Below are 12,894 nucleotides of genomic sequence, written 5' to 3'. Positions count from 1 at the left end.
AAGGTGCCTCCAAAGAGGTAGACACCCATGTAGTCACAGGTGAGTTAGGAAGACTGACCATCGTGGTTGCTAAGGTACGATTTCCCGATAATTTCTGGCAGATTCGACCGTGATTTACAGTCTGTTTGACCCACACTATCGGGTTTGCTTACGCAGCTATAGTTACGTGAAATTACCCTTAACACAACCCCAGAAGGCTTTCATTGGATAGAAAATTTTGATGGAGCGCACATTGCGATGTCGAAGTAGAGGTATCTGAAAAGGCTGAAAGTGCCTCAACGTATGGCTTTTAAGATCTACCGAAAGTTTTTTATTGTTCTTATAATGAATTCTCTAGATCACTCCACCTTAGCGAAACGAAACGATGTCCAGTCCCAAAGTGTTTGAGCAATCTATCCAAATCAGGGCCAGCGCGACGACAGTCGAAAAATGCATCGTTGATCGCACCCTCATGCACCGTTGGCTCAACCCAGCTCTCAAATGTGAACCCGTAGATGACACTTGGAATACAGACCTGGGAGGCAAAAGTCGGTTTATGGTCCAAATTCCCGTTCTGACACCCGCGTTGATGAGCACTGTGGTGGAAAGAGCGCCCGGCTTGATCGTATGGGAGTTCAAAGGATTTTTTTCAGGGCGCGATCGCTGGGAATGTCAGCCCAACCCATCCGGCACACTGCTGCTAAACCGCTTTGAATTCACGATCCCCAACCCGCTGATCTCATTCGGGTTTAATACCTTTGCAGCAGCGTGGACAAAACAAGATATGGAAGCCCAGCTCAAGCGCCTGAAACAGGTCGCCGAACGGCAATAGACATGGCACCTTGGAATCATGTCGCACCAAGGGTTGCAAATTCCGACAAGAGTGCACCGTCTTCACTGAAGCAACCATGCTCCGCTCAGCATCAGCACGAGAAGGGCGATCGCAACCCAGAGAAAGCCATTCTCACGGGTATTCATCTGACTTAGATTCTCAGGTTGAGCTTCTGGTTTGGGGGCGGGACGCGGTTTGGTAACAGAGGTCGAATATTGACCTAAAGCGCTTTCGTTCTCAGCGAGTTCGCTGAAATCAGGAATTGGGGTAAGCCAATCAGCACGACGGTTGAGCCGAGGAGCCTGTAGGATTTCCAGGACACGCCGACTCTGCTTACGAACATCTCGATCAGGATGTTTAGCCAATTTCTCACCAAGGACAACGGCATCCTGATGTCTGCCTGCTGCAGAATAGGCGTTCATTAGCCAGAGCTGGATGCTTCCCCCCAACAGCGTCGCTCCACCGGCCAGTCGATTTCCTTCTTCAAAGGCGATGACAGCATCTCGATAGTTCCCTCGTTCAAAGGCAAGCTGTCCGGCGGCAAAAAAAGCTTCTGCTTGGGCAGTTCGCTCTGAAGGCTTCGACGTCATGACTTTCAACAACTCAACTGCTAAGGCCTTTGCCAAAAAGCTTTCCACCGCTGTTGATGATGTGGGATAGGCTATATGCACCCTGATGGCAGACAGTCTGCACAACACCCAAACTTTTTGACTGAGAGACACAGAGGGGACATTACCAACGTCACGTATCGAGGGATCGTGGTCAAGACTAATGAACCTCTGAAGCTCTGACTTATTACCTTAGCGAATCTCTACAGCTCTGTTACAAAGGATGTCTTATGTATGGGTTTCCCACAAGTGATGCAATCGGGTGTATTTGCAAATGCAATATTAAGGTTCACCAGTTTGCGGAAGTGCCTTGGTAGGATCTTTGCGATAGGTTGTAGTTAGTTGAACTGAAAACGTGGTGATAGGCGTTTTCAAAGTTAGATCGCTTGATCAAATGGTTTCTAAGGATAAGGCATTCGTCTAATGGATATCAAAGCAGTTTTACTCGTATTAACAGCTGTTTTTGTCGTGGCAACTCTGTTTTTTGGCACTCGCAACGGTTTCTACGACACGGATAATTATCACGGCAATGGTTCGGCTCACTAACGAACCCGCAAGTCGACACTCAAAGGCGTGGAATTGTATAACGCGATCGCCCACCTGGGATCAGGGGCCTATTTCAGCGTCCACACTAATATCATTCTTCATTAATCCCTTCAATTGAATGAATGGGCTTTATGAACAGCCCATAGCGTACTTTTGTGTCGGACTTTTTTGATTTAAAATCATCTACCCGGCAAGTTTGAAATGGCTTGCTGCTTTGAATTATCTGGGCATCAGATAGGAGACCGGTGAGCGAACTATCTTGTTTACCCTACGGGGTCGGGCATTCTGACGAAGGAATTTGCCTTCAGACACAGATTGGCCCTTATCGAGTGATGTTGGATTGTGGTCTGGCGTCTTTGGATACATTACAGGAAGAGAATGCTGCGGATGCTCCCGTCGATTTTGTCTTTTGTACCCATGCCCATTCTGACCATGCGCGATCGCTCCTAGCGCTTCATCAGAACTGGCCCGATCTTCCGATCTATTGCAGCGAAGCAACGGCTGATTTACTGCCGCTTAACTGGCCCCAGATAGCTTTACCCAATGGTGCAGACTTTTGTCAGCGACTACCCTGGCGACATTCCATCGAGCTTGCCCAGGGGCTAACGGCAAAGCTTTGGCCGGCTGGTCATCTGCCGGGCGCCGCCTGTATTTTGTTGACCTATGACCAGCCGGAACAAAAAAGCAGTCTTTTCTACACCGGCGACTTTTTCCTATCCAACTCGCGGCTAGTGGAGGGACTCCCTCTGGATGAACTGCGCGGCTTAAAACCCGATGTTCTAGTCGTGGAAGGCAGTAATGGCACAGCACGCTATCCCCACCGCCGTCAACAAGAAAATCGACTGGCCGACCAAATCAAGCAGGCGATCGCAGCCGGACACAACATTTTGCTGCCTGTTCCCCGGATGGGATTAGGGCAAGAACTGTTGATGCTGTTGCGTAGTCACCATCATTTCACAGGTCAGGATTTAACGGTTTGGGTTGATCCTTGGGTTGCCGAGGCTTGTGACATCTATCTGGAACTCCTGCCCCATTTGCCGAGTAACGTTCAGAATTTTGCTCGTCATCAGCCTCTATTCTGGGACGATCGCATTTTGCCTCGCATCAAGCGGCTCCCGGAACAACTGCCCTCAACACCGGGCCATCCCACAATCGTTTTGGGTTACCAAGATGCTGACCTCAGCGAATTGGTGCAATGGGGGGATGTTCCCTGGCGGATTTTCTTGCCCGACGACCTGGCTAACAGAGTTGTCAACGCGGGACTGGATCAGAGCGTTCAATATTCCTCACCGACTTTGGAATGGCTACAAAGGCTAGGCCAGGAGTTTGAAGACGGGCAGGCTCACCTGGACACTTATCTCCTGAGTGCTCATAGCGACGGTGCAGGAACCACGCAATTAATTCACAATTTGCGACCTCACCATGTAGCCTTCGTCCACGGCTCACCAGGCTTTTTAGCAGACCTTGCTAGCTTAGAAGATTTGCAAAGCCGCTATAAGCTCCACCTGCCGTCTGCTCGTCAAGTGCTTGAGTTTCCGATTGGTAAAACTTTCCTACAACCCGCTGCCCCCGATACTATTTTCGAAGGTGAGGTTGTCGACACCGATGAGGGTATGGCGGTCATGCTTCCCCCAGAAATCCAAGAAGATCCCCGCTGGAATCGTCTGGCGGATACAGGTGTTGTTCAAATCCGCTGGCAGGGGAACGATTTGATTATTCGAGGGATTACTCAACAATCACTGCTGCGGCAAACAACCTCCCCAGCCATTATGAACACTGATGTTCAGTGTTGCTTCAATTGCTCTTATTGGCGTCAGCCTCGCTGCAACAATCCCATTTCGCCCATGTATGGCTTTCCGGTTGCAGCGGAGGGTTACTGCCCCGAATTTTTGTCAAAACAAGACGCCCAAGCTAGCTCTAGCTAGTCGGGAAGGGAACTAAACAGTCTATAAACTAAGCTCCAGAGTCCTGAATTAACGCTTGATCCCACCTATCGCTGTTACCAGCTCAGTTAGGACAAGGCGTCAATCTATCTGGCTATGCGCTCAGCACCTAGATGTTATTGGGTGCATAAGGCTAGACGGCTAAAGCTATAACAGTGGTCAAAAGAATGACTTGAAGCTGAGTCTGTGGTGAATCGCGACAAGGTGAGTCCTCAAAGCGTTCGATGACGAATTGAGGACTCACCTTGGAAAACGTTGCCTATACTAATCGGGATTGGATTCGTGGCTATGCGGATCGGAAACTTGTTCAGTATCGGGACAATCTTCGGCAAGGGGAAAATCAAATTCTCCCCGTGGCACCGCAGCCAAGCGCTGCATCACTGAACCGATACTCTCCAGACGAATCATTTCTTCCCAGGAGCATATTTCATCCTCTTCGTCGGTCTCATAGCGGACTGTCACCAGATCGCCCTCAATGTCTAAAATTGTGGCTCGCTCCAGCCAGCGCTGTTGATCCCGTAAGAAAATCCAGACTTCTTTACCCTCACAGCAAAGTTGATAAATCTTGCGGTGAAGCATGAAACGCTACTCCTCAATAGTGATATTAAACGAGCTAATTCTGAATCATGTCAGAATTGGCTTGAGCAAGAATGGCTTCTCAATGAATGCCACCTTCTGAGGCTACCCATTCATCTTGCAAGCGACTTCTATATAGTTGAGCTTCATCACACGGTATACGACTCCCTCCAGTCTATAAGCGGAAGCGACAATGTGGCGTAAAAACCTTATAAATATGTAGCGTCTGATATCTGGTAATCAAGACGGTTTTGGCTGGAGCCTCGTGAACTGAGTTGATCGCAAGGCCAGTGAGACGATCGCGAAATAGTCCATCACAATAGAGAAGAGCGATCGCCCGACCGGTATGACCTATCCGCATTTTCAATGGTGTTCTCCACCCCATGATATTCCGCCTGCTGCATGGCTACACAGGTTTGGGCAGTGGGCCAATGAGATTGGCATGGGAAATACATTTGCGGCTCTTGTTGGCCGTTTACTTTGGCAGCGTGGATGGCGTCACCTTGAAGCGATTCAAGGGTTTCTGGATAGCACACACTATGTGCCTGCTTCACCACTAGCGTTGGGTGATGACATGAAATGGGCGATCGCTCGCCTTGCTCAAGCCTACAAAAACGCCGAGAAAGTTGCGATTTGGGGAGACTTTGACGCCGATGGTCTCACTGCGACCGCTGTCCTTTGGGAGGGGTTAGGGCAGTTCTTTGCGCCCAACACACATCTCCGCTACTACGTCCCCAATCGATTCACGGAATCTCATGGCCTTTCTATGAGTGGACTCAAGGAACTCGCGGACTGGGGCTGCACGCTGATCGTCACCTGTGATACCGGCAGTACGGCCCATGAGGAACTGGTCTATGCTGAGACCCTTGGTATGGACGTCATCGTCACCGATCACCATACGCTGCCAGAAACACGCCCACCCCTAATTGCGCTGATTAATCCCCGTCAGCTGCCATCCGATCATCCCCTGGCTCACCTTTCGGGCGTTGCGGTTGCCTACAAGCTCTTGGAAGCCCTGTATGACCAACTGCCGGAGGTGCCTCAGCAGCCCTTAGAAACCGTACTAGACCTAGTGGCGATTGGCCTGATTGCTGATCTGGTGGCGCTACGAGGAGACTGTCGATATCTGACTCAAGTTGGCCTGAAACGGTTAGAGACTCAGGCCAAGCTCGGCGTGCGCCCCGGTATTGCTAAGCTACTGGAATTTTGTAAGCGAACGGGCGATCGCCCCTCCGATATCGCCTTTGGCATTGGTCCCCGGATTAACGCAGTCAGTCGTATTCACGGCAATGCCAGTTTTGGGGTGGAATTGCTGACGAGCCGCGATCGCCCCCAGGCCGAAAAGCTAGCTTTGGAGGCTGAACTCGCCAACACCCGTCGTAAGGACCTTCAGGCCAGTGTGATGCGACAGGCCACTGCTCAGCTAGCTGCTTTGGACCTCAGTACGACACAGGTCATTATTCTTAGCGATCCCCAGTGGTCGCCGGGTGTTTTGGGGCTTGTTGCCAGTCAAATCGCTCAGCAGCACGGACGGCCTACTATTTTATTTCAAACCGAGACGACGGCTAAGGATGGACAACCTCTCATGGCTAGAGGGTCAGCTCGTTCCGTCAATCAGATCGATCTGTACGAATTGGTCAAAACGCAGGCTCATTTACTGACCAGCTTTGGCGGACATCCCTTGGCCGCAGGAATGAGCTTACCGGTAACAAACCTGCCACTGTTTGCAGAGGGCTTGAATCGAGCTGTGCGATCGCAGTTCCCTATGGCAGATCTAACAACAGCTCCACCACTAAACATTGACTTAGAGGTCTCTGTTGCTGATCTGGGCAAAGAGCTGTTTAGAGCGCTGAAGTTTCTCGAACCATACGGTATGGGAAATCCGGTTCCTCGACTGTTGCTGAGCGACATTCAAGTCACCAACCTTTGGGAAACGACCTTGAAAGATCGGCGAGGTGGCAAACAGCGCTATTACAAGCTGGCCTTCGACATTGTTGATCCCAGGACTGAAGTTACTTTTCCAGGGCATTGGTGGGGACATCGTCGTTCTGACTTGCCGGAGGGCCGCTACAACCTGGTTATTGAACTAGATGTCAACACCTACAAGAAGCGGTACGAAGCCCGCCTCATCGACCTGCAACCCATTAAGGTTGAGGCTGGATCCTCAATGGCTTTACCCATAGCTGAGCGCGTAGAACGGCGACTCATCGATCAGCGTGATGCCGAACCTGGTGCGATCACTCCGCCTGCCATGCTGACATGTCCCACGGACTGGTCTGACTTCGCCCCTTACCGTCAACCTGCAAACACATTGACGTTAGCCTATGCCTCTCCTCAACCACTGGCACCAGAAACCCAATGGCAACAGCTGTTAGGGATTGCCAAATATTTGGCGCGAACAGGTGAAAGCCGTCCCACAGGGGTGATAGCGGAAAAAGTGGAGATCAGCGATCGTACGCTACAAATCGGCCTCAGAGTCCTTGAACAGCTAGGTTACGATGTTGACCAACAGAACGACCAGGTTAGGTTTACCCTTAGGTCAACAACCATCGCGCCGGAAAATTATGAACTCGCTGCACGGCCATTCCTCTCGGCTATCCAAGAGGAATCTTTTCGCCGTCAGTATTTTGCTGAGGTTTCCACTGACACCCTGAAGCAGGTGTTGGGGACGTTGCCCATCGCAGGAGAGCCGCATTAAGGCAGCCCCAATAGATGGATATCGCTAAAGTGACCTGAGTTCGCGATAAGGATGTAAAGGGAGTAACAGAAGAGTTTGAGAGCTAAATCTCTGTGTGAGAGGTAGAGGGCAGGGAGCCAAAGTAGTTAACCTCGGCTCAGCTGCCAGATCTAGAGTGACTCACAACCTTGAGATGGACACCGTGCAAGATGGCTAAAGCGGTAACGACTTACTCGCGATAGCGACGTTCCAGCCACTCACGAACTTCCGTTTCAGACACGCAGAGGAAACGTTGTTGAGTAAGCGGGTCAAATATGTGCCAGAAGACATGGCCTTCCAAATCGTAGAACTTGGAAATTCGGGGTTCGTTGCGATCGCGGGTCAACTCAGAAACAATAGCCGCACCAATTTGCTTAAAGAAACCGATGAACTGCTTGTGGATGGGAACAGCAGGCGACTTTTGATAAAGCGCTTCTAGATTCTGACGGACTTGAGTATCGTTTGGGCAAACCATCGAATCCTCCTTGTGGCCGCTTTAGACGGCTCTTAAGTGGTGGTTGTTCATACCTTAGCGACGACATCTCAAGCGTTCAAAGCACGCGACTGATTGTATCTATGAAAGAAATCGATATTGGGAAAAGGACGAAATCGCTCATCAAATGACCCAAGACTCTCTAAAATTGGATTGCCCTGTTTGTGAATGCTGTTACGGATAGGGGCGATCGCAACCCGGAATCTGCAATACTATGGACTGCCAAATCACTGTCTGTAGTCATGACCCAGGAGGAGCCTTGTGAATATCACAGAACTGTTTGCCCGTGGCGGTATTGCTATGTGGCCGCTGCTATTTTTGTCAGTTCTGGCATTGGGCACCATCATTGACCGTATCTGGTTTTGGTCTCGCATTTTGACTAAAGAGCGAGAAGTTTCAGGCCGCGTCTTAGAGGCTGCCCGTCGAGAATGGTCAGCTGCTAGCGAGATTGCTCAGCGCTCTAACAAGTTGCCAATGGGCCGTTTTTTATATTCCGCACTGTCCCTAGACAGACCTGATCCCGAGGTATTTCGCCTAGCCCTGGAGACCTCTGCTGACGAAGAACTCACTGTGATGCGGAAAGGAGAGAAAGTCCTTGAAGCAGTGATTGCCTTGTCTCCCATGTTAGGGCTGTTAGGAACCGTTTGGGGTCTGATCAATTCACTGGGGTCTATCAGGCTGTCTGATTTAGCAAGTGACAGCACGTCAGGCACGGTGCTGGGAATTGGTGAGGCGCTGATTAGCACTGCTGCTGGGCTGGTGCTGGCAATTGTGAGCTTAGCCTTTTATCGTCTGTTTCAAGGATTTATCTTTGGGCAAGCCAAAGTTTTTCGGCAGTCTGGCAGTGAGCTAGAGTTGTTGTATCGTCAGGCTTGGTCCGCCAGTCGGCGCAGAGCTAAAGTTCCTCCTAAGCCTCCAGTAGAGGTCCCTACAAGCAATGAAAGTTGATATTCTGGATGCTCCAGCAGAAGACGTCAGAATTGAGATTATCCCGCTCATCGACGTTATTTTCTGTATTCTGACGTTTTTTATTCTGGCGGCAGTGGGTTTAACCCGTCAGCAAGCGATCGATCTTGATTTGCCGAATGCCGACACGGGCAGTCCATTACCCCCTCAAGGCCTAGGCGCAGAAGCTATTCAACGAGAACGGTTGTATGTCAGCGTCGATGCCATCGGCCAGATTTATCTCGATCAGCAGCCCGTTAGCACCGATTTGCTCTACGACGTGCTGCTTCAGCATCGCCAAATTTCTCCTCAGGGACTAATTGTGCTTTATGCTTCGCGCGATGCCCGCTACGAAGACGTGATTCGAGTGTTGGATTTGCTGAGGTCAGTGGGAGGCGATCGCGTTGCCCTTGCCACCCTTCCTGGAGAATCCTTAGATTCTCAAATTCCAGGGCTTGAAGGTCTCCAACAGCCAGGGGCTGACGATAGCCTGCTTGACCTCACTCCCTTGCCATCAGACAACGATCCGCTGCTGGAGGGTCTCGATCAAACAGCTCCCTCCGAACCCTTACCTGCTCTACCCTCGGAAGGTGAGGAGTTGGGCGAGTAGGGCTTGAGATTACGGGCGAAGAAGGTCTCAATGCCGTCTGACTCACATAAAAGGCATTGAGCCTTCTTCTGGCGTGTTGTGCGAGGCTATCGGCGGATTAATACAACCTCGATTTCCAAATCGTTGTAGTCGTCGAGCGTGTTGAGATCTTCAAAACTGATCTCATACAAATCGCCGTTGTTGTAGGCTGTCTTTCTGACTCGCACCGCTTTAGAATGATCCCAAATTTGTGCTCCATCGGGTCGGTTGTCACCATCGAAGTAGTAGGTAAAAAACTCGTTCTCAGTGCCTAAGTAGAACCAGTCGGAAGTGCGATTGTTCTCCATTTCATAGACAATTTCTGAGACCGGAGGCAAGGTATCAGGCGAGCGGGGAGGCGCTTGTTCCTTGAAGACTCTGAGGCGCTGCTGATAGTCGGCATCTCCACCTAAAACCCGGAACCAAACTTCGTGCTGTTGGACACGACCCTCATTCCAAACCGCATAAGCAGTGGCTTCGGGGCGCTCGATATTAAAGGAATGAATGACCTGGGAGAGTGGGGGAGGGGAATTTCGATTTTGGGCATGGAGCGATCGCGGTGATATTGCAACGGTAATAATTGCGGTTGCGAACACCAATCTCCAAGCTTTGCCCATCTGCCAACGACCCATCTCCCTCACCTCAAGCGACGTATTTCCGTACTAAACAAAATAGCTTGCTTAGACTCTTTTGACGCACGAAGTCCTGCAAAAACGACTGAAGTTGACCAAAAATTGATAGAACATCCATCAAAGCTGTTCACCAATGAGGGGACAAGTCTATGGCTCACCCGCTCAAACCTCGTAACGTTACCCAAGCACAGTCGCCCAACCTTCCTCTCTGGCTATTGATTGGTTTACCCGGCAGTGGAAAATCCACGTGGGCCAAACACTTCAACGAATTTGAGCGCCCCTTTCAGATCATCTCAACTGACCAAATCCGCGCCAAGTTATTTGGCGGTGAAGCTGTACAAGGTCCCTGGATGGAGGTTTGGCACTGTGTTGTCCAGCAGTTTCACCACTCGGTGTTGCAGGTTCAGCAGGGGGTTTGGGCTGGGGCCATCTACGACGCTACAAATTCGCAACGGCGGGGACGACGGAAGGTGATAGAGACAGCTCGCACCGCTGGATTTACTCGGGTCGTCGCCGTTTGGTTTGATGTGCCTATGGCGCTCTGTTTGGTGAGAAACCAGCAGCGATCGCGGCAGGTGCCCCCCGATATTATTCATGGTATGAATCGCCATCTTGTTGGTGCTCCACCTCACTGTGACGAGGGGTTTGATGCGGTTTACAGGCTTTGCTTTTAAGCGATAGGGCTGTTGTGTATGTATGGGGTGGGTGAAGCGGGCGTAGGGGAGTAAGGGGCTAGGGAGTAAGGAGTGAGGGAGTGGGGTGGACTTGTTCCGGTTGTGCCTATGGACATCCTGTGGAAAATGGGTGAGCGATTTCCTCTGACTTGCGGTTCTGGAAAACTCAAGGCAAGCTGGTAGCCATTGAGGTGGTGGAAAGGTGTGTCGTGGCTTCGGATGCATTTCGTCGTGAGCTACAGCAAGAAGCCCAGCGTTGGCGCTCTGAAGGATTGATTACCGACAAGCAGTTTCAGCAGTTGGCAGAGGACTACGACTTCGCCGATATTGAAACGGCTGCCCGCGATCGCTTCATCATGATTTTGTTAGGTCTCGGCAGCATTCTGGTTGGCATTGGTGCCATCACTTTTGTGGCGGCGAATTGGCAGGCTCTCTCACAAACTGCCAAAGCTGGAATGATGTTTTTCGCTATGGTGATTTGTAATCTGAGCGGCTTTATCCTCACGAATCGCATTTCACCCAGCGATCGCTGGCGGCGGTTAGGACAGGCCCTGCTACTGTTGGGAGCCATTCTGCTTGGGGCCAACCTGGCTCTGATGGGACAAATCGTCCATACGAGCGATACCCGCTACGAGTTGTGTGCGGCTTGGGCTATGGGTGTGCTGGTGATGGCTTACGGTGTGCGTTTGCCATTTTTGGGAATGTTTGCGCTACTGATTTTGGGCATTGGCTATTGGAGTGCCCTGTGGGACATGCTGTGGCTGCAAGATTCCCTCTTCGGCGTGTGGACATTACAGACCATGCCGTTGTTGCTAACAGCGCTCTTTTTGCCCCTGGCCTATCGCTGTCAATCGCCACTGCTGTTTGCGCTCAGCGCGATCGCCATTACCTCCTCTCTATCGGTTTTGATTTTAGACATTGGGCGATCGCTCCCCGCTTTATTTGAAGCCATCCTGATGGTCTTGCCCTTTGCTTTACTTTGGGCTTACGACGATAGCCTGTGGCTATTTCTCAAAAATGTCCTACAGCGACAGGGTGATCCCCAACCTGTCATGGCTGATGATGAAATGACTCAACCCTTTCAACCGATTGCCCGGGGCCTGATGCTATTTAGTCTTAGCTTGCTGTACTGGCTGCTTTCGTTTCTGGACATGTGGTCAGCCCCGGCTAGTCGAGGACTGTTGAATACACAACTCCTGTGGCGCAGCTCTGCCCTTGTTGTTCTGACACTGGTTGTGTTCACCATTTGGACAGTGGGTTCCTGGCTATATCTTGGCTGGCGTCAGGAACCGAAACCGTGGCGGCTCGACTCTCTTAGCGGCACTATGCTGCTGTTCCTATCCATTACAGCGGCACTCCTGTTCTGGACGTTTGTAGCTGGGCCGATCGCGACACTAGCGACGACCGTGATCAACATTTTGCTAGCGCTCCTTTCCCTTGGCATGATGAGAGAAGGGTTAGGATCAGGAGCGCGGACCCCCTTTTGGTGGGGACTCGTTTTGTTGACGGTGCAGATTCTCAGCCGAGTGCTGGAATATGAACAGGACCTACTCATCAAATCCGTTGTATTTGTTGTCTGCGGCATTGGGGTAATTTTTGTGGGCCTTTGGTTTGAACGCTATGTACGAACGTTACGGACCGATTCAGCATGACCCAGCGTGACTCTCAATCTCAATGGCAGCAGCGCGGTTTGTGGGCGATCTCGATTCCCTTGCTCATTCAGACCGCCATCATCATTGCCCTACCTTTACAGGCGGCGATCGCCACCGTCTTGGGAACCACCGTCATCCTACGCACCGTCCCCGTCAATCCTTACGATCCCCTACGCGGCTACTACACCACCCTGCAATACGATATTTCCCAGCGTGGTGTCCTCAGCACACTAGAGGGTTGGGATGAGGTTCAACCCAATTTGGAACCCGTCTCTGCTATGGAGCTACTGCGGCCTGGCAAGTCCTTCTTTGTCGTCTTGGCTCAAAGCGAGCCTGATCCACCGGTTGCCGAAGCTCTTGTCACTCCCTGGCAGCCCATCGCCATCTCCAGACAGCGACCCACAAACCTGCCCGACAATCAAATTGCTATTAAAGGGACCTATCGCAGCGATCGCGTTATTTATGGCCTTGAGCGCTATTACCTGCCCGAAGCTGAACGCATTGATTTGGAACGCCGCATCCGCGAAGCCCAGACTGGCGAAGAGCAACCCCGTTTGATGGTCGAAATCCGCATTGGTCCCTTGGGCAAAGCCGTTCCCATTGCTCTCTGGCTACAAGAGCAGCGGATTGAATTCTGATCCTGATCCCAAACCCTGCGTCCTACTTCTCA

13 protein-coding genes are annotated in these 12,894 nt (G+C 51.2%); 9 read left to right on the top strand and 4 right to left on the bottom strand.

The window, feature by feature from the left end; genetic code table 11:
- Positions 1 to 364: 364 nt before the first annotated feature.
- The gene (locus PN498_RS19505; protein WP_272064947.1) at positions 365 to 811 is read left to right on the top strand and encodes an SRPBCC family protein; all 447 of its coding nucleotides are present in this window, start codon (positions 365 to 367) and stop codon (positions 809 to 811) included.
- Between the two features lie 62 nt (positions 812 to 873).
- Here PN498_RS19505 and PN498_RS19500 read toward each other — a convergent pair whose 3' ends face one another.
- Positions 874 to 1,401 (bottom strand): hypothetical protein, encoded by a 528-nt coding sequence (locus PN498_RS19500; RefSeq protein ID WP_272064946.1) that lies wholly within the window; start codon positions 1,399 to 1,401, stop codon positions 874 to 876.
- A 441-nt stretch (positions 1,402 to 1,842) separates the two neighbouring features.
- Between PN498_RS19500 and PN498_RS19495 the strand changes: the two genes are divergently transcribed.
- Together PN498_RS19495 and PN498_RS19490 are read left to right on the top strand one after the other, a co-directional pair.
- The gene (locus PN498_RS19495) at positions 1,843 to 1,965 is read left to right on the top strand and encodes a hypothetical protein (protein WP_272064945.1); all 123 of its coding nucleotides are present in this window, start codon (positions 1,843 to 1,845) and stop codon (positions 1,963 to 1,965) included.
- Positions 1,966 to 2,210: 245 nt separating this feature from the next.
- Entirely contained in the window at positions 2,211 to 3,890 is a 1,680-nt protein-coding gene (locus PN498_RS19490; protein ID WP_272064944.1) for an MBL fold metallo-hydrolase, read from the top strand.
- Positions 3,891 to 4,172: 282 nt separating this feature from the next.
- On the opposite strand, the gene PN498_RS19485 is transcribed toward PN498_RS19490, so the two are convergent.
- A complete protein-coding gene (locus PN498_RS19485; RefSeq protein ID WP_272064942.1) occupies positions 4,173 to 4,487 on the bottom strand; it encodes a DUF6679 family protein in 315 nt (104 codons plus the stop codon).
- Between the two features lie 343 nt (positions 4,488 to 4,830).
- On the opposite strand from PN498_RS19485, the gene recJ reads away from it, so the two are divergent.
- A complete protein-coding gene (recJ, locus tag PN498_RS19480; protein WP_272064940.1) occupies positions 4,831 to 7,182 on the top strand; it encodes a single-stranded-DNA-specific exonuclease RecJ in 2,352 nt (783 codons plus the stop codon).
- 208 nt (positions 7,183 to 7,390) lie between these two features.
- Here recJ and PN498_RS19475 read toward each other — a convergent pair whose 3' ends face one another.
- The gene (locus PN498_RS19475) at positions 7,391 to 7,675 is read right to left on the bottom strand and encodes a hypothetical protein (protein ID WP_272064939.1); all 285 of its coding nucleotides are present in this window, start codon (positions 7,673 to 7,675) and stop codon (positions 7,391 to 7,393) included.
- 279 nt (positions 7,676 to 7,954) lie between these two features.
- On the opposite strand from PN498_RS19475, the gene PN498_RS19470 reads away from it, so the two are divergent.
- Together PN498_RS19470 and PN498_RS19465 are read left to right on the top strand one after the other, a co-directional pair.
- Positions 7,955 to 8,641, top strand: a complete 687-nt coding sequence (locus tag PN498_RS19470) for a MotA/TolQ/ExbB proton channel family protein (protein ID WP_272064938.1) — start codon at positions 7,955 to 7,957, stop codon at positions 8,639 to 8,641.
- The gene (locus PN498_RS19465; RefSeq protein ID WP_272064936.1) at positions 8,631 to 9,248 is read left to right on the top strand and encodes an ExbD/TolR family protein; all 618 of its coding nucleotides are present in this window, start codon (positions 8,631 to 8,633) and stop codon (positions 9,246 to 9,248) included. Before PN498_RS19470 ends, PN498_RS19465 begins: the two co-directional genes overlap by 11 nt.
- A gap of 86 nt (positions 9,249 to 9,334) precedes the next feature.
- Here the strand turns inward: PN498_RS19465 and PN498_RS19460 are convergent, their stop codons facing one another.
- On the bottom strand, positions 9,335 to 9,898 hold the full coding sequence (locus PN498_RS19460) for a hypothetical protein (protein ID WP_272064934.1): 564 nt from the start codon (positions 9,896 to 9,898) through the stop codon (positions 9,335 to 9,337).
- A 149-nt stretch (positions 9,899 to 10,047) separates the two neighbouring features.
- Here PN498_RS19460 and PN498_RS19455 point away from each other — a divergent pair, with 149 nt between their 5' ends.
- The 3 genes from PN498_RS19455 to PN498_RS19445 all read left to right on the top strand — a co-directional run bounded on the left by PN498_RS19455 (position 10,048) and on the right by PN498_RS19445 (position 12,862).
- Positions 10,048 to 10,572 carry an AAA family ATPase gene (locus PN498_RS19455; RefSeq protein ID WP_272064933.1) on the top strand — a complete coding sequence of 175 codons (525 nt, stop codon included), beginning with the start codon at positions 10,048 to 10,050 and terminating at the stop codon, positions 10,570 to 10,572.
- 209 nt (positions 10,573 to 10,781) lie between these two features.
- On the top strand, positions 10,782 to 12,224 hold the full coding sequence (locus PN498_RS19450) for a DUF2157 domain-containing protein (protein WP_272064931.1): 1,443 nt from the start codon (positions 10,782 to 10,784) through the stop codon (positions 12,222 to 12,224).
- A complete protein-coding gene (locus PN498_RS19445; RefSeq protein WP_272064929.1) occupies positions 12,221 to 12,862 on the top strand; it encodes a GDYXXLXY domain-containing protein in 642 nt (213 codons plus the stop codon). Before PN498_RS19450 ends, PN498_RS19445 begins: the two co-directional genes overlap by 4 nt.
- Positions 12,863 to 12,894 lie beyond the last annotated feature (32 nt).

Origin of the sequence: Oscillatoria sp. CS-180, assembly GCF_028330965.1 — a bacterium.
GTDB lineage: Bacteria > Cyanobacteriota > Cyanobacteriia > Phormidesmidales > Phormidesmidaceae > Halomicronema.
Note: the sequence above shows the minus strand (reverse complement) of the source record. Positions and strands in the feature narration are given on the sequence as shown.

What these genes read in the sequence shown, in the direction of transcription:
- PN498_RS19475 (WP_272064939.1), bottom strand. Translation starts at nt 7,675, where the DNA reads ATGGTTTGCCCAAACGATACTCAAGTCCGTCAGAATCTAGAAGCGCTT.
- PN498_RS19485 (WP_272064942.1), bottom strand. Translation starts at nt 4,487, where the DNA reads ATGCTTCACCGCAAGATTTATCAACTTTGCTGTGAGGGTAAAGAAGTC.
- PN498_RS19495 (WP_272064945.1), top strand. Translation starts at nt 1,843, where the DNA reads ATGGATATCAAAGCAGTTTTACTCGTATTAACAGCTGTTTTTGTCGTG.
- recJ (WP_272064940.1), top strand. Translation starts at nt 4,831, where the DNA reads ATGACCTATCCGCATTTTCAATGGTGTTCTCCACCCCATGATATTCCG.
- PN498_RS19460 (WP_272064934.1), bottom strand. Translation starts at nt 9,898, where the DNA reads ATGGGTCGTTGGCAGATGGGCAAAGCTTGGAGATTGGTGTTCGCAACC.
- PN498_RS19445 (WP_272064929.1), top strand. Translation starts at nt 12,221, where the DNA reads ATGACCCAGCGTGACTCTCAATCTCAATGGCAGCAGCGCGGTTTGTGG.
- PN498_RS19505 (WP_272064947.1), top strand. Translation starts at nt 365, where the DNA reads ATGTCCAGTCCCAAAGTGTTTGAGCAATCTATCCAAATCAGGGCCAGC.
- PN498_RS19500 (WP_272064946.1), bottom strand. Translation starts at nt 1,401, where the DNA reads ATGACGTCGAAGCCTTCAGAGCGAACTGCCCAAGCAGAAGCTTTTTTT.
- PN498_RS19465 (WP_272064936.1), top strand. Translation starts at nt 8,631, where the DNA reads ATGAAAGTTGATATTCTGGATGCTCCAGCAGAAGACGTCAGAATTGAG.
- PN498_RS19455 (WP_272064933.1), top strand. Translation starts at nt 10,048, where the DNA reads ATGGCTCACCCGCTCAAACCTCGTAACGTTACCCAAGCACAGTCGCCC.